General features: G+C 33.9%; 21 protein-coding genes and 1 tRNA gene. All 22 read left to right on the top strand.

Annotation, left to right across the window (positions count from 1 at the left end; translation table 11 throughout):
• Positions 1-269: 269 nt before the first annotated feature.
• The 22 genes from proB to rplN all read left to right on the top strand — a co-directional run bounded on the left by proB (position 270) and on the right by rplN (position 16,058).
• The gene (proB, locus tag JHL18_RS18365; RefSeq protein ID WP_200271904.1) at positions 270-1,400 is read left to right on the top strand and encodes a glutamate 5-kinase; all 1,131 of its coding nucleotides are present in this window, start codon (positions 270-272) and stop codon (positions 1,398-1,400) included.
• Positions 1,401-1,420: 20 nt separating this feature from the next.
• The gene (locus tag JHL18_RS18360; RefSeq protein ID WP_200271902.1) at positions 1,421-2,674 is read left to right on the top strand and encodes a glutamate-5-semialdehyde dehydrogenase; all 1,254 of its coding nucleotides are present in this window, start codon (positions 1,421-1,423) and stop codon (positions 2,672-2,674) included.
• 162 nt (positions 2,675-2,836) lie between these two features.
• Positions 2,837-4,645, top strand: coding sequence for a penicillin-binding transpeptidase domain-containing protein (locus JHL18_RS18355; protein ID WP_200271900.1), 1,809 nt, complete (start codon positions 2,837-2,839; stop codon positions 4,643-4,645).
• A gap of 61 nt (positions 4,646-4,706) precedes the next feature.
• Entirely contained in the window at positions 4,707-5,123 is a 417-nt protein-coding gene (locus JHL18_RS18350; protein ID WP_200271898.1) for a Mini-ribonuclease 3, read from the top strand.
• Between the two features lie 227 nt (positions 5,124-5,350).
• On the top strand, positions 5,351-6,085 hold the full coding sequence (thyX, locus tag JHL18_RS18345; RefSeq protein WP_200271977.1) for an FAD-dependent thymidylate synthase: 735 nt from the start codon (positions 5,351-5,353) through the stop codon (positions 6,083-6,085).
• Between the two features lie 30 nt (positions 6,086-6,115).
• Positions 6,116-7,000, top strand: coding sequence for a 23S rRNA (guanosine(2251)-2'-O)-methyltransferase RlmB (rlmB, locus tag JHL18_RS18340; RefSeq protein ID WP_243277951.1), 885 nt, complete (start codon positions 6,116-6,118; stop codon positions 6,998-7,000).
• Positions 7,001-7,023: 23 nt separating this feature from the next.
• Positions 7,024-7,533 carry an NYN domain-containing protein gene (locus tag JHL18_RS18335; protein ID WP_200271896.1) on the top strand — a complete coding sequence of 170 codons (510 nt, stop codon included), beginning with the start codon at positions 7,024-7,026 and terminating at the stop codon, positions 7,531-7,533.
• 72 nt (positions 7,534-7,605) lie between these two features.
• Positions 7,606-8,244 carry an RNA polymerase sporulation sigma factor SigH gene (sigH, locus tag JHL18_RS18330; RefSeq protein ID WP_200271894.1) on the top strand — a complete coding sequence of 213 codons (639 nt, stop codon included), beginning with the start codon at positions 7,606-7,608 and terminating at the stop codon, positions 8,242-8,244.
• Between the two features lie 91 nt (positions 8,245-8,335).
• Positions 8,336-8,411 (top strand) — tRNA-Thr (locus tag JHL18_RS18325).
• Between the two features lie 61 nt (positions 8,412-8,472).
• Positions 8,473-9,666, top strand: a complete 1,194-nt coding sequence (tuf, locus tag JHL18_RS18320; protein ID WP_200271892.1) for an elongation factor Tu — start codon at positions 8,473-8,475, stop codon at positions 9,664-9,666.
• A gap of 799 nt (positions 9,667-10,465) precedes the next feature.
• A complete protein-coding gene (rpsJ, locus tag JHL18_RS18315; RefSeq protein WP_200271890.1) occupies positions 10,466-10,774 on the top strand; it encodes a 30S ribosomal protein S10 in 309 nt (102 codons plus the stop codon).
• An 83-nt stretch (positions 10,775-10,857) separates the two neighbouring features.
• Positions 10,858-11,487 (top strand): 50S ribosomal protein L3, encoded by a 630-nt coding sequence (gene rplC, locus JHL18_RS18310; protein ID WP_200271888.1) that lies wholly within the window; start codon positions 10,858-10,860, stop codon positions 11,485-11,487.
• 25 nt (positions 11,488-11,512) lie between these two features.
• Positions 11,513-12,133 (top strand): 50S ribosomal protein L4, encoded by a 621-nt coding sequence (gene rplD, locus JHL18_RS18305; protein WP_200271973.1) that lies wholly within the window; start codon positions 11,513-11,515, stop codon positions 12,131-12,133.
• Positions 12,133-12,429, top strand: a complete 297-nt coding sequence (gene rplW / locus JHL18_RS18300; protein WP_200271886.1) for a 50S ribosomal protein L23 — start codon at positions 12,133-12,135, stop codon at positions 12,427-12,429. The genes rplD and rplW overlap by 1 nt, the downstream gene beginning before the upstream one ends.
• 57 nt (positions 12,430-12,486) lie before the next feature.
• A complete protein-coding gene (gene rplB, locus JHL18_RS18295; protein WP_200271883.1) occupies positions 12,487-13,320 on the top strand; it encodes a 50S ribosomal protein L2 in 834 nt (277 codons plus the stop codon).
• A gap of 69 nt (positions 13,321-13,389) precedes the next feature.
• Complete coding sequence (rpsS, locus tag JHL18_RS18290; RefSeq protein WP_128211276.1) at positions 13,390-13,671, top strand: 30S ribosomal protein S19; 282 nt, start codon at positions 13,390-13,392, stop codon at positions 13,669-13,671.
• A 24-nt stretch (positions 13,672-13,695) separates the two neighbouring features.
• Positions 13,696-14,031: a 50S ribosomal protein L22 gene (gene rplV, locus JHL18_RS18285; protein ID WP_183279207.1), complete on the top strand. Its 336-nt coding sequence runs from the start codon at positions 13,696-13,698 to the stop codon at positions 14,029-14,031.
• Between the two features lie 17 nt (positions 14,032-14,048).
• Entirely contained in the window at positions 14,049-14,714 is a 666-nt protein-coding gene (rpsC, locus tag JHL18_RS18280) for a 30S ribosomal protein S3 (protein ID WP_200271881.1), read from the top strand.
• Positions 14,715-14,735: 21 nt separating this feature from the next.
• Positions 14,736-15,170 (top strand): 50S ribosomal protein L16, encoded by a 435-nt coding sequence (rplP, locus tag JHL18_RS18275; RefSeq protein ID WP_183279205.1) that lies wholly within the window; start codon positions 14,736-14,738, stop codon positions 15,168-15,170.
• Entirely contained in the window at positions 15,170-15,382 is a 213-nt protein-coding gene (gene rpmC, locus JHL18_RS18270) for a 50S ribosomal protein L29 (protein WP_200271879.1), read from the top strand. Before rplP ends, rpmC begins: the two co-directional genes overlap by 1 nt.
• Before the next feature lie 20 nt (positions 15,383-15,402).
• Positions 15,403-15,657, top strand: coding sequence for a 30S ribosomal protein S17 (rpsQ, locus tag JHL18_RS18265; RefSeq protein ID WP_183279203.1), 255 nt, complete (start codon positions 15,403-15,405; stop codon positions 15,655-15,657).
• Between the two features lie 32 nt (positions 15,658-15,689).
• Positions 15,690-16,058 carry a 50S ribosomal protein L14 gene (gene rplN, locus JHL18_RS18260; RefSeq protein WP_183279202.1) on the top strand — a complete coding sequence of 123 codons (369 nt, stop codon included), beginning with the start codon at positions 15,690-15,692 and terminating at the stop codon, positions 16,056-16,058.
• The last annotated feature ends 18 nt before the right edge of the window (positions 16,059-16,076 follow it).

The following is a 16,076-nucleotide window of genomic DNA, read 5'->3' as shown; positions in this document are numbered from 1 at the left end:
ATTTTGGATATTTTAGACTTGTGGCATTGAAGAGCATAAATGGTGTTTCTTTGCCACGAGTCTTTTTACTATACAAGAAAATATGAAACTTTAAGCATTAAATTTTAGATAGTATTTAAGCGGAACTATTAAGTTTTTATAACCACAATAAAAAACTTATTTGTATGTAAAGTTTATCGCATAGGTTCAAGGCAAATGTACAGAAAAGATGATTGCAAAATCTGAAAGGTTATAAAAAGTATTTTAAATTCAGTAATAAGCAATGAGCCATGAAGGGGGAAACAAGGTTGAGAAATCTAGAAAAGATAAAAAAGGTAGTAATAAAAGTAGGAACCTCAACTCTTACTTATGCAAATGGAAATCTTAATTTAGTTAAGATGGAGAATATAGTTAGACAGATAGCAGACTTACATAACAGAGGTCTTGAAGTTGTGTTAGTTACTTCTGGCGCTATTGGAACAGGGGCTAGTGCCTTGGGGTATAAGGAAAGACCAAAAACAATACCAGAAAAGCAAGCATGTGCTGCTGTGGGGCAGGTAACTCTTATTCACATGTATCAAAAGCTTTTTTCCGAATATAATAAGGTTTCAGCGCAGATTCTTATGACTAGAGAAGACATCAGAGATAGAAAAAGATATCTAAACGGAAGAAATACCTTCTTTACCCTGCTAGATATAGGTGCTATACCAATAGTTAATGAAAATGATGCCCTTGTGGTAGATGAAATCAAGTTTGGTGATAATGATAGTCTTTCAGCTATGGTGGCTTCTTTCGTAGATGCAGATTTACTAATTATACTTTCGGATATAGAAGGCTTATATGATAGTAATCCAAAAGATAATAAAGATGCTAAAATCATAGATTATGTTGAGACTATAACCAAGGAAATTGAAGGGTATGCAGGTGGAGCAGGATCAAAGCTTGGTACAGGTGGGATGATAACAAAACTTCATGCGGCTAAGATTTGCTGCTCATCTGGAGTCTCAATGATAATATGTAATGGAGCATCAAATGATAGCATAATAAGAGCTGTAAATGGTGAAAATGTTGGAACTTATTTTCAAGGGAAAGTTAAGCCTATGAAGGGAAGACAACATTGGCTAGCATACGAGGCAGCACCAAAAGCTAGTATAATAGTTGACAAAGGAGCTGAAAAGGCGCTAAAAAATCATAAAAGCCTTTTGCCAAAAGGGATAGTATCGATTGAGGGTAAATTCGATGAAGGTGATGTAGTAAGTATATTAGGCATGGATGGGAATAGGATAGGACATGGTATATCTAGCTATAACTCAAAAGACCTAAGTTCTATAATTGGTGTAGAAACAAAAAAGATAGAAGAAATACTAGGGTATAAACATTATGATGAAATCATTCATATAAATAATATGGTTATATTTTAAAAATTGGGGAGGTAAAGAAGATGGATTATAAAGCATATATGCTGCAAAAAGGGCTATTGGCAAAAGAGGCTTCAAGACATATGGCAAATATTACGACAGAGGTTAAGAATAAAGCTCTATTGAATATAGCAAAAGCTATTAGAGAAAATACAAGTATTATAATAGCTGAAAACACTAAGGACATAGAGAATGGTAAAAACAAGGGCTTATCTAAGGCTATACTAGATAGGATACTTCTAGATGAAAAAAGAATAGAAGCTATGGCAACAGCAGTGGAACAGGTAGCAGGACTTAATGATCCTATAGGAGAAGTGATTGAAGGATTTAAAACTTATAATGAACTTAAAATCTCTAAGATAAGAGTTCCATTAGGTGTTGTAGGGATAATATACGAAGCTAGACCTAATGTTACTATTGATGCAGCAGCACTATGTATAAAGAGCGGAAATAGTTGTATACTTAGAGGTGGTTCTGAGGCAATAAATTCTAATATAGTTATTTCGAAAACTATATCTAAGGCTGCAACAGAAAGCGGACTTCCAGACGGAACTGTGACTTTTGTTGATGTAACTGATAGAGAAATAGTTGATATAATGCTTAAATTTAATGAATGCATTGATGTTCTTATTCCTAGAGGTGGTGCTAACCTAATAAGGAAGGTGGTTGAAAATGCTACGGTTCCTGTAATAGAAACAGGAGTAGGTAATTGCCATGTATTTGTAGATGAAAGTGCAGACATAAAGAAGGCTATTGAAATTATAGTGAATGCAAAGACACATAGACCTGGAGTATGCAATGCTATAGAGACTATATTAATCCATAAGAACATTGCAGAAAAGATACTAGGAGAGCTTAAAAAAGAACTTGAGGAAAAAAAGGTTCAATTAAGAGGGTGTGAAGAAACTCAAAAGTTTATTGAATGTGAAGAGGCAACAGATGAAGATTGGTCTACGGAGTATCTTGATCTAATATTAGCGGTTAAGGTAGTTAATGATATTGATGAAGCACTAAATCATATATATAAATATGGAACCAAGCATTCTGAAGCTATAATAACCGAGAGCTACACAAATTCTCAAAGATTCTTGAAAGAAGTGGATGCAGCGGCAGTTTATATAAATGCTTCTACTAGATTTACTGACGGTGGGGAATTTGGTTTTGGGGCAGAAATAGGTATCTCAACTCAAAAACTTCATGCAAGAGGACCTATGGGACTAAAAGAATTAACTTCGTATAAGTATTTGATTTACGGAGATGGACAAATTAGGAAATAAATTTAAAGAAATTTTTAATTTTATTAGAGTAGCCTATGCTACTCTTTAAATTTTTATATAAAAATTCTATAATATGATTTAAAATAGAATAGGAATAAAATTTATTATAAATTAGTAGTATATAGGTTAAGATATATATGTACAAGCTAGGGAGGTTTTACTATGAAGCAAAGAAAAATTATTAACAACACTAAAAGGTCTTTTGTAGTTATAGGAATAATATCATTCTTATTTGCTGCATTATTTTTTAGATTGGGTTTTTTGATGATCGTCAGAAAAAACTTTCTTGTAGCTAAAGCAGAAGCACAATCTTCATATCAACAGACAATTATGCCTAAAAGAGGTAGTATACTAGATACCAATGGCCAGCAGCTTGCGGTCAGTGGTGATGTTTATAAATTAAGCTTGGACTTATGGGAAGTTCATAATTATGCAGATAGTAAAAGTAAAAAAACAGGTGATAAACCTAATGAAATAGTTAAGGATATAGCTGATAAATTTGCAGATATTTTAGGCAAAGATAAAAAAGAAGTTGAAGACTTCATGGAGAAAGAAAATGATCAGGGATTGTATCCAAGAGGATTACCTCTTGCTAGAAAGATAGATAAGAATCAAATAGATAAAATAAAAGCTTTAAGAGATAAAGAAAAATATAATTTTGTAATTATAGAAAATGATACAAACAGATATTATCCTAATAACAGCTTTCTTGCTCAGGTGTTAGGTGGGGTAGATTTAGATGGAAAAGGGCTATTTGGCTTAGAGCAGTACTACAATAAGGATCTCACAGGGGTTCCGGGAGTTAGCATAAGTCAGGTGGATAGAAGATCTAGAGATCTACCATATTCTAATCAAATATATACTCAGCCTGTTAATGGTAAAGATTTAACTACAACTATAAATTCAAGAATTCAGTATGTTTGTGAAGAAATAGCTTCAAAAACAATGCAGTCAACAAAAGCTGAATCAGTTAGAATAATTGTTACTAATCCTAGAAACGGTGAAATACTCGCAATGGTAAGTAAGCCGGATTTTAATCCAAATGATCCAAGCAAGGGAGTTAAGGATAGCAAGCAGTTTTCGGAGATTACTAGAAATGGCGTTGTAAGTGACGCTTTTGAACCTGGGTCAACCTTTAAGATAGTAACGATGTCGGCAGCGTTGCAGGAAGGAAAAGTTAATAAGGATTATCAGTTTTTTGATCCAGGCTATGCCTTGGTGAATGGTAAAAGAGTGAATTGTTGGAAGATAGAAGGGCATGGAGCTGAAAGTTTAGTTGATCTATTAAAAAATTCATGTAATCCTGGATTTATAGACCTTGGGAAAAAGGTTGGCAAGGAAAAGATGAATGAATATATATCGAACTTTGGTTTTGGAAAACTTTCAGGGATTGATTTTCCTGGTGAAACTCCGGGTATTGTTAAGTCCACTGATAAAATAAGTCCACTAGATCTTGCGACTATATCTTTTGGTCAGACAGATGCTGCATCAATGGTTCAGCTTATAGGGGCTATAAATACAGTATTTAATGATGGAGTGTATACAACACCTCATTTTATGAAAAACTTATCAGAAGTTGATGTGGATGGAAAAAGGAAAATTGTATCTACTTATGAAGAAAAAAATAGCAGACAGGTTTTAACTAAAAATATTGCTAATGAAGTAGCTGGATTTTTGCAGGATACTGTATCCACAGGTTCTGGTAAGCTTGCGTATATAGAGGGATATGGAGTAGCTGGTAAGACTGGAACAGCAGAGAAACCAAGAAAAGATGGTAAAGGATATGAAGATGATAAAGATATTGCTTCCTTTATCGGTGGTGCACCATATAACGATCCGAAGGTAAGTCTTTTGATAACAATAGATACACCACAAGGGGAGCATATGGGGGGAGAAGTTGCAGCTCCAGTTGCACATGATTTATTTCAAGAGATATTTAAGATTATGAACATACAACCGACTGTTAAGTAGTACGAAGATATCTGAATAGTCCAAAATAAGCTTATTTAAAGCACAATTTTAAGGAGATTACATGTTAGAAGATTTACTTTATAAAAAATTAACTAAAGAAGAGGCTAGGAGATTAAACCCACTTCAATTAGCATTTGTAGGAGATGGGGTTTATGAAGTTTTTATAAGAAATTATATATTACTAGAAAACAAGGAATTATCAGCACATAAAATTCATGTTAAAGCTATTCAATATGTAAAAGCTCATGGTCAAAGCGAAATTATGAAAGCTTTGGAATCAGAGCTTAGTGAAGACGAGTTTTATATTTTTAAAAGAGGAAGAAATGCTAAGTCGGCAACAGTTCCTAAAAATGCAGATGTTATTGAATATAGAGCAGCCACTGGATTTGAAGCGTTAGTTGGGTACTTATTTCTTATAGGAGATAAAGAAAGATTGCTTTATGTTTTGAATAGAAGTGTGCAGGTAATTAATCCTTAAAATTATAAGTTCTTAACGATATGGCTATTTAAATAGTTATATCGTTAAGAACATAACAATATAAGAAGTTAAGAATTTATAGTGAAATTCAGAGGTTGATAGCTTTTTGCGGCTTTGTATAGTTGAAAAAAGCTTTATATTGTTGAAGAATAATAAGATAATATTGATACGTTTGTTTAAGGTTATTTATATAAGCCATAATATTAAGAGGAGTGGAAGTTTTGAGTTTGAAAGTTAAGTTAATACAATATACACCTGAGGCTGAGAAAGTTATTGCAGCAGCAGCTAAACTTTGTTATAGTTCAGTTGGAATTGATTCTATTATGGACAATCTAAACGAAGAAAGTACAGATAAGTTTTTAAATATGCTTGTATCTATAGGACACGAATCACCTATAGAGCATGTATCTTTTACATTTGGAGTAGAAGGTGTGTCTAGAAGTTTAAGCCATCAATTAGTAAGACATAGAATAGCATCATACTCTCAACAAAGTCAGAGATATGTAAAGCTAAATCAATTTGAGTATATAATACCGCCAAGTATAGAGAGTGATGAAAAAGCAAAAGAAGTATACATAGACGCTATGGAAAAAAGCCAAGAGGCTTATGATTCTTTAGTGGAAATCTTAAAGACTAATTACATAAATTCTGGTATAGATGAAAAGAGCGCTGAGAAAAAGGCTATTGAAGATGCAAGATATGTTTTTCCGAATGCTTGTGAGACAAAAGTAGTTTTTACTATGAATGCAAGAAGTTTGATTAATTTCTTTCATCATAGATGTTGTAACAGAGCACAATGGGAGATAAGGGCAATGGCAGATGAAATGCTTGAAGAAGTTAAAAAAGTTTGTCCAACTTTATTTAAAAAAGCTGGTCCTAATTGCGTTAAGGGAGCTTGTCCTGAAGGAAAGATGACTTGTGGTAAAATAGTTGAAGTTAGGGAAAAATATTTAGGAAAATAGGAATACAAGATTTAAGGAGATGAAACACTTATGGCTCAAAGAATGAACAAAAGCAATAATAAAAACGAGAATAAGACTGATTATAAAAATAATAATAAGTTTGTTAGGAATGAAATTGCAAAAAAGAACACGAGAGAAAATAGAAGAGAAGATAGAAGAGAAGTAGATCCTCCTATTAGAGAAGATGTAGTAGTAGGTAGAAATGCAGTTATCGAAGCTTTAAAGGCTGATACAACTATAGAACAAATATTAATTGCTAGCGGTAATATGGAAGGTTCAATTAATAAGATTATTGCAATGGCCAAAGATAAGAAAGTTGTTATTAAAGAAGTGGATAGAAAAAAACTAGACTCAATTAGTGAAACAGGAGCACATCAAGGGGTAATTGCAATAGTAACTCCATTTAGATATTCAGAGGTAGCAGATATACTTAAATACGCAGAAGAAAAAGGTGAAAAGCCGTTTATTGTAATATTGGATGAACTTGAAGATCCTCATAACCTTGGATCAATAGTTAGAACTGCTGAACTTTCTGGAGTACATGGGATAATAATTCCTAAAAGAAGAAATGTTGGCGTAACTCCAACTGTGTATAAATCAGCTGCAGGTGCCATAGAACATATGAAGATTGCCAAGGTTACGAACATAAATACAGTTATTGATGAACTAAAGGAAGCTGGTGTATGGGTATATGGTGCTGAAATAGACGGCGATTCATATTCCTACGAAACTGATTTTTCTGGCGCATGCGCTTTGATTATAGGTAGTGAAGGAAGAGGTATGTCTAAACTTACAAAAGATAAATGTGATAAATTAGTTAAGATACCGATGGTAGGGAAAATAAACTCTTTAAATGCTTCAGTTGCAGGTGGAATAATGATGTACGAAATATTGAAATCAAGACTTTTGAAATAGTTTCAAAAGAGTAGAGTGATATTGTGAGAATAATATATATTGATGGGTATAACGTTATAAACAGTTGGCCAAATTTAAATAAGATTAAAGATTATAGTTTTGAATCAGCTAGGCAACAGCTTATTGATACTATGCAGAATTATGGAAGCTATAAATCTTCTAAGATAGTTATAGTATTTGATGCTCACAAAGTGGGTGGAAATATGGAAAAGAAAGATAAATTAGGAATGGTAACTGTGGTCTTTACTAAAGACGGAGAAACTGCTGATGCATACATAGAGAGAATGATAAATAACATAGGCAGAAAAGTTGAGGTTTTTGTTGTGACTTCAGACTGGTTAGAACAACAAACGATTTTTCAAAGAGGTGCCGTAAGGATGTCTTCTTTAGAGTTTTATAACGAGGTTTTATCTATTGAGGATAAGATAAGGAAAAAAACAGAAAAAAGTAAACTGAAGCAAAAAAACTTATTAGAAGATAGTATAGATAAAAAAATACTGGAAGAACTTGAGAAAATACGCAGGAGTCGTTGATTTTACTTGACTTAGAAAGATTGACTGATTTATAATTATTTAAGTAGCATCAGTGGTTAAAGGGGGGATAGTGTGGAGACGAGAGGTAGAGATAATAGCTTTGGGGAGTTTAAAGAAATTTCTGACGAAGAAGTAGTAATTAGAGCCAAAAAGGGTAATACTAATGCTCAAGAGTATCTTATCAATAAATATGAAAACTTTGTCAAGACAAAGGCTAGATCATATTTTCTTATTGGAGCTGACAAAGAAGATATTTATCAAGAAGGTATGATAGGTTTGTATAAATCTATTAGGGATTTTAATCCTGAGAAGCTTACATCCTTTAAGGCGTTTGCTGAATTATGTGTCACTAGGCAGATAATAACAGCAATAAAAACTGCAACAAGGCAAAAACATATTCCTCTAAATACTTATGTTTCCCTTAACAAACCTATATATGATGAAGAATCTGATAGAACATTGCTTGATGTACTGGCTGGGCTAAAGATAACAGACCCAGAAGAACTTATAATAAGCAAAGAAGAAATGACTCATATTGAAAAAGAGATGGGAAGAGTGCTTTCGGATCTTGAGATGGAGGTACTTATGTCTTATTTAGATGGCAAGTCATATCAAGAAATTGCTTGTGATTTAGATAGGCAGGCTAAGTCGATAGATAATGCACTGCAAAGAGTAAAAAGAAAGTTAGAAAAATGTTTAAATATTAAATAATACAAAATACAAAAAATATTGACAAAAAAAATTAATGGTAGTAAACTTTATAATTGGTATATGTTATATATCAATTATATTATATAAAACTGCTCACGTAGCTCAGTCGGTAGAGCGTCACCTTGGTAAGGTGGAGGTCGACGGTTCAATCCCGTTCGTGAGCTCCATTTTTTGGAATTTACAAAACGCTAGGCAAAGTTTATCAAATTAAAAAAGGAGGAACACACAATGGCAAAGTCTAAATTTGAAAGAAATAAGCCACACGTAAATATCGGAACAATAGGACACGTAGATCATGGTAAGACAACATTAACAGCTGCAATCACATCAGTATTAGCAAACAAGGGATTTGCAGAAGCATTTAAGTATGACGAAATAGATAAGGCACCAGAAGAAAAAGAAAGAGGAATCACAATTAATACAGCACACGTTGAGTATCAAACAGAAAACAGACATTATGCTCACGTAGACTGTCCAGGACATGCTGACTATGTTAAGAACATGATAACAGGAGCAGCACAAATGGATGGAGCTATACTAGTTGTATCCGCAGCAGATGGCCCAATGCCACAAACAAGAGAACATATACTACTAGCATCAAGAGTTGGTGTTGACTATATAGTAGTATTCTTAAATAAAGCAGATATGGTAGATGACGAAGAATTATTAGAATTAGTTGAAATGGAAGTTAGAGAACTATTAAGCGAGTACAGCTTCCCAGGAGATGACATTCCAGTAATAAAGGGATCAGCATTAAAAGCATTAGAAAACCCAACAGATGAAGCTGCAACAGCTTGTATCGCTGAGTTAATGGAAGCAGTAGATAGCTATATCCCAACACCAGAAAGAGCAACAGATAAGCCATTCTTAATGCCAATAGAAGATGTATTCACAATCACAGGTAGAGGAACAGTTGCAACAGGAAGAGTTGAAAAGGGAATACTACATGTAGGTGAAGAAGTAGAAATAATCGGTTTATCAGAAGAAAGAAGAAAGACAGTAGTAACAGGAATAGAAATGTTCAGAAAGTTACTAGATGAAGCACAAGCAGGAGATAATATAGGAGCTCTTTTAAGAGGTGTTCAAAGAACAGACATCGAAAGAGGTCAAGTATTAGCAAAAACTGGATCAGTAAACCCACACAACAAGTTCGTAGGTCAAGTATACGTACTTAAGAAAGAAGAAGGCGGAAGACATACACCATTCTTCGATGGATACAGACCACAATTCTATTTCAGAACAACTGACGTAACAGGATCAATCAAGTTACCAGATGGAATGGAAATGGTTATGCCAGGAGACCACATCGACATGAACGTTGAACTAATCACTCAAGTAGCGATGGATGAAGGATTAAGATTCGCTATAAGAGAAGGTGGAAGAACTGTAGGTTCAGGTGTTGTTACTAGCATCATCGGCTAATAGTCTTACACATTTAATTAGTATTAAATTATAATTTAAATAAATTGTTTTTCTTTAGTACCGGTTGAACTTTCGGGAAATATGCCTGAATCTGAATAATAAAAATAGTTTGCGCAAACTAGGATTGTTATTTGGAGTAAAGGAATGGTTCGAGTATATACTTAAACGTGAATTGATAAGCGCAATATTGATTCATAAGTTCAAAAAGGCCTTAAATAGCAAGTAAAGAGACGTCTTTACTTGCTATTTTTTTGTTTTTAAAAAAGCTACAATAAAGTAAGTTCTGGGGATGGCTAACTTTAAAACCATAAAAGAATAATCGTTCCGAATCTAAAGAATAAAAAGAAGAAAATATATGATTCTCAAATCTTCTTATATACATTAGTAAAAGTAGATGCGAAAAGATACTTAATAATTTTGATTTTCTACATATTAAAGTGAATAGAAAAATAGATAGTAGGCAAAATAAGAAAATGTGTAGTAATTTAACAGAATTTGCAGACAAATTTCTCACAAAGTATAATAAATAGATTATTTAGCAAAGATGAATTAAATAGATAAAAAAAGCTTGAAAATCAAATTTATTCATAGTATAATAAAGAAGTTGTAAAGCAAACAGTGATGAATCAAGAGGTTGCGGGACTTCCCGGTAATTCTTGATGAGTATGTCTGGATCTAGAATCCGACGACAGGGAATCTGTATGACTATTTCTAAAAGTACGAAACACCCGGTGCAGTTTACAGAAGTTCCGCTGTTGTGCGTAAGAAGTAATGCGTACATGAAAAGGAGGGAAAGCAAATGTCAAAACAAAAAATAAGAATCAGATTAAAAGCGTTTGATCACACAATATTAGATCAATCAGCTGAGAAAATTGTTGAAACTGCTAAGGCTACTGGAGCAAAGGTTGCAGGACCAGTTCCACTACCTACTGAAAAAGACATTATAACAGTTCTTAGAGCAGTTCACAAATATAAGGATTCAAGAGAGCAGTTCGAAATCAGAACTCACAAGAGATTAATCGATATCGTTAATCCATCACCAAAAACTGTTGATGCATTAATGAGATTAAATCTTCCAGCAGGTGTAGATATCGAAATAAAGCTTTAATTTTAGATTATAAGTTTTTATGATTTTGAACTATTATGATTGCTTGAAAGTAATCCGCTAATAAGTTTAGGAGGTGTAACCACATGAAAAAAGCAATATTAGGAAAAAAGATTGGGATGACTCAAATATTTGATCAAAATGGTAAGGTTGTTCCAGTAACTGTTGTTGAAGCTGGTCCATGTGTAGTTGTTCAAAAGAAGACTACTGAAAAAGATGGTTATGAAGCTATCCAGGTTGGATTCGGTGATATAAGAGAAAAGTTGGTTAACAAGCCAATGAAAGGACACTTTGCAAAAGCTGGTGTTGCATTAAAGAGACGTCTTAAAGAGTTCAGACTTGAAGATGTATCAGCTTATGAAGTAGGTCAAGAAATAAAAGCTGACTTATTCCAAGTTGGAGAAAAAATCGATGTTTCTGGTATATCAAAAGGTAAGGGATTCCAAGGAACAATAAAGAGATGGAATGGACACAGAGGACCAATGACTCACGGTTCTAAGTTCCACAGATCTGTTGGTTCAATGGGAGCTTCTTCAGATCCATCAAGAACATTTAAGAATAAGAAAATGCCTGGACATATGGGTGCTGAAAATACAACTGTTCTTAATTTAGAAGTTGTAAAAGTAATGCCTGAAAAGAATCTTATACTAATAAAGGGTGGTATCCCAGGTCCTAATAAAGGAACTGTAGTTATAAGAAACACAGTTAAGGGTTAATTTTCTGTAGAAAGGAGGAATAATGATGCCTGTAGTAGGATTATTTAATAAAGAAGGACAAAAGGTTGGAGATTTCCAATTAAATGAAAATGTGTTCGGAGTTGAAATAAATGAACATGCAATGCATCAAGTAGTTGTAGCATTGCTTGCTAATAAAAGACAAGGAACTCAATCAGCTAAAACAAGAGCTGAAGTTTCAGGTGGTGGAATAAAGCCATGGAGACAAAAAGGAACTGGTAGAGCAAGACAGGGTTCAACTAGATCACCACAATGGGCACACGGTGGTATCGTATTTGCACCAAAGCCAAGAAGTTATAGAGTATCTATACCTAAGACTATGAGAAGAGTTGCTATGAAATCTGCATTAAGCAGCAAAGTAGTTGATAACAGCTTATTAGTTCTTGAAGGCTTAGATTTCGAAGCTCCAAAGACAAAGCAAGTTATTGGTCTTTTAAATGCTTTAGAAGCAAAGAAGACATTAATAGTAACAGCTGAATCAAACGAAAATGTATATAAATCAGCAAGAAATATTCCTGGAGTTGCAGTAATTCCTGTGAATAATATCAATGTGTATGATTTATTAAAATATGATAAGCTAGTGATCACTAAAGATGCAGTAGCTAAGATTGAGGAGGTGTACGCATAATGAATTTAAATAGCCATGATATAATAAGAAAGCCAGTTATAACTGAAAAGAGTATGGCAATAATGGCAGAAAAAAAATACACCTTCATAGTTCATAAAACAGCAAACAAAGTTCAAATAAAGAAAGCTGTAGAAGAAGTTTTCGGCGTAACAGTTGAAGATGTTAAAACTATGAGATTTGAAGGAAAAACAAAGAGAGTTGGCGTTCACATCGGAAAGAGAGCTGACTTCAAGAAAGCTGTAGTTAAGCTTACAGCAGATAGCAAGAATATTGAATTCTTTGAAGGAATGCAATAACAATAAAAGCAGTTATTGGTCGTAAGGCCAGATAAGCGTAAGAAGGAGGGAATTTAAATGGCAGTTAAGAAGTTTAACCCTACCACACCATCAAGAAGAAATATGACTATGTCTACTTTCGAAGAAATTACTACTGATATACCAGAAAAATCACTTCTTGTATCATTAAGTAATACTGGTGGTAGAAATGCACAGGGTAAAATAACTGTTAGACACCACGGTGGTGGAGCTAAGAGAAAATACAGAATTATCGATTTTAAGAGAAACAAAGATGGAATTACAGCAAAGGTTGCTACTATAGAATATGATCCTAACAGATCAGCTTATATAGCACTTGTTGTATATGCTGATGGTGAAAAGAGATACATATTAGCTCCAGTTGGTTTAAAAGTTGGAGATGTAATAGTATCAGGACCAGAATCAGATATAAAACCAGGAAACGCTCTTCCTTTAAAGAACATTCCAGTTGGTACTTTTGTTCACAATGTTGAACTACAAACTGGTAAGGGTGGCCAAATGGTTAGAGCAGCTGGAACAGCAGCTCAGTTAATGGCTAAAGAAGGCGGATATGCTACTTTAAGATTACCTTCAGGTGAAATGAGATATGTTAGAATTGAATGCAGAGCTACTATAGGTACTGTATCAAACTTAACACATGAAATTATCAAGATAGGTAAAGCTGGTAGAAAGAGACATATGGGTTGGAGACCAACTGTAAGAGGATCTGTAATGAACCCAGTAGACCATCCACACGGTGGTGGTGAAGGTAAGTCACCAGTAGGTAGACCATCTCCATTAACACCATGGGGTAAACCAGCTCTTGGATACAAGACAAGAAAGCATAAAAAATACTCAGATAGATTCATCATTAAGAGAAGAAACAACAAGTAGTATGAAGAGAGTGTTTAATTCTCTTCATAGCTTACTAACTTATTCGGAAAGTGAAGGGAGGATATTCTAGTGAGTAGATCAACTAAAAAGGGACCTTTCGTGCATGCTGGTCTTATGAAGAAAATAGAAGAAATGAATCAAGCTGGTGACAAGAAAGTTGTAAAGACTTGGTCAAGAAGCTCAACTATATTCCCACAAATGATTGGTCATACAATTGCTGTACATGACGGAAGAAAGCACGTTCCAGTTTATGTATCAGAAGATATGGTTGGACATAAATTAGGTGAATTTGCATTAACAAGAACTTTCAAAGGTCATGTTGATACAGAAAAGACTTCAAAGAGAAAGTAATAGCCTGGAAAGGAGGAACTTAGAATGGAAGCTAAAGCTATAGCTAAGTATGTAAGAATGTCTCCTTTAAAAGTAGGAGTTGTTCTTGATTTAATAAGAGGAAAAAATGTTAATGAAGCTTTTGCTATATTACAATACACTCCAAAGGATGCTGCTGAAGTAATAAATAAAGTACTTAAGTCAGCTGTTGCTAACGCTGAAAACAATCATAGTTTAGATGTTAGTAGATTATTTGTAGCACAAGCACATGTAGGTCAAGGACCAACATTAAAGAGATTCAGACCTCATGCTCAAGGTAGAGCGTTCAGAATAAACAAGAGAACAAGTCACATAACACTAGTTGTTAAAGAAAGAGCTTAATAGAAGGAGGGAAACAGATGGGTCAAAAAGTGCATCCTCATGGATTAAGAGTTGGCGTTATTAAGGATTGGAATGCTAAATGGTATGCTGATAAGAAGAACTTCGCAGACAATTTAGTTGAAGATTATCAAATAAGAACATTCGTGAAGAAAGAATTATACTCAGCAGGCATTTCTAAGATTGAAATAGAAAGAGCTGCAAAGAGAGTAAAATTAAATATATTCACTGCTAAACCAGGTGTTATAATCGGTAGAGGCGGATCTGGTATTGAAAGTCTAAAAGTTAAGTTAGAAAAGTTCATAAAAGAAAAGAACGTTCTAATTAACATAGTGGAAGTTAAAAGAGCTGAAGCTGATGCTCAATTAATGGCTGAAAATATAGCTTCACAATTAGAAAAGAGAATATCATTCAGAAGAGCTATGAAGCAAACAATACAAAGAGCTATGAAGACTGGAGTTAAGGGTGTTAAAACTGCTTGCTCAGGTAGACTTGGCGGAGCTGAAATTGCAAGAGCTGAATTTTATCATGAAGGAACAATTCCACTACAAACATTAAGAGCAGATATAGATTATGGATTTGCTGAAGCAGATACAACTTACGGTAAAATTGGAGTAAAAGTTTGGGTTTACAATGGAGAAGTTCTTCCAACTAAAAAAGTAGAGAAAGAACAAGTAAACGCATAGTAAGAAAGGAGGAATAACATCATGTTAATGCCTAAAAGAGTAAAGCATCGTAAGGTACAACGTGGTAGAATGACAGGTAAAGCTACAAGAGGTAATTTCCTTGCGTATGGAGACTACGGAATTCAAGCTACAACTTGTGGATGGATAACAAGCAATCAAATAGAGTCAGCGAGAATAGCTATAAACAGATACATTAGAAGAGGCGGTAAGCTTTGGATAAAGATATTCCCTGATAAGCCAGTAACTGAAAAACCTGCTGAAACAAGAATGGGATCTGGTAAAGGTTCGCCTGAATACTGGGTAGCAGTTGTTAAACCAGGTAGAGTATTATTCGAATTATCAGGAGTTCAAGAAGAAGTAGCTAGAGAAGCTATGAGACTTGCATCACACAAACTTCCTGTAAAGACTAAGTTCGTTACAAGAAGAGATTTTGAGGAAATGGGTGGTGAAGAATAATGAAAGCTACAGAATTAAAAGAATTAAGATCAAGCAATCCTCAAGATTTAAAGGTTAAATTAAACGACCTTAAAGCTGAATTATTCAATTTAAGATTCCAATTAGCAACTGGCCAATTGGAAAATCCAATTAGAATAAGAGAAGTAAAGAAATCAATAGCTCAAATTAAAACAATAATAAGAGAAGAAGAATTGAAGGCATTCCAACAATAGTCTGAAAGGAGGTTTGTCCTGTGGAAAGAGGATTAAGAAAAAAGAGAATAGGAAGAGTTGTTTCAGATAAAATGGATAAGACTATAGTAGTTGCAGTTGAAACTAAGGTAAGACATCCATTGTATGGAAAGACAGTAAACAGAACTACTAAGTTTAAAGCTCATGATGAAAATAATGAAGCAAAAGTTAATGATAGAGTACAAATAATGGAAACAAGACCATTATCTAAGGATAAAAGATGGAGACTTGTTGAAATAATTGAAAGAGCTAAGTAATTTGGCTTAAGTTTCGAAAGGAGGGTAATTCAATGATACAACAACAAACCTTACTTAAAATTGCAGATAATTCTGGAGCAAAGGAAATAATGTGTATCAGAGTTTTAGGCGGTTCAAAAAGAAAGTATGGTAACATCGGAGATATCATCGTTGCTAGTGTTAAAAGTGCAACACCAGGCGGAGTTGTTAAAAAAGGTGATGTTGTAAAAGCAGTTATCGTTAGATCAGTAAGAGGACTAAGAAGAGCAGATGGTTCATACATCAAATTTGATGAAAACGCTGCAGTTATTATAAAGGAAGATAAGCAACCAAGAGGAACTCGTATCTTCGGACCAGTTGCTAGGGAGCTAAGAGATAAGGAATTTAACAAAATTTTATCATTAGCACCTGAAGTTCTATAATAGATTAGGAGGTGGCTA

The sequence above is a fragment of the Clostridium yunnanense genome, from assembly GCF_016595795.1.
Classification (GTDB): Bacteria; Bacillota; Clostridia; order Clostridiales; family Clostridiaceae; genus Clostridium_AR; species Clostridium_AR yunnanense.
This window is presented reverse-complemented; position numbering and strand designations above follow the sequence as displayed.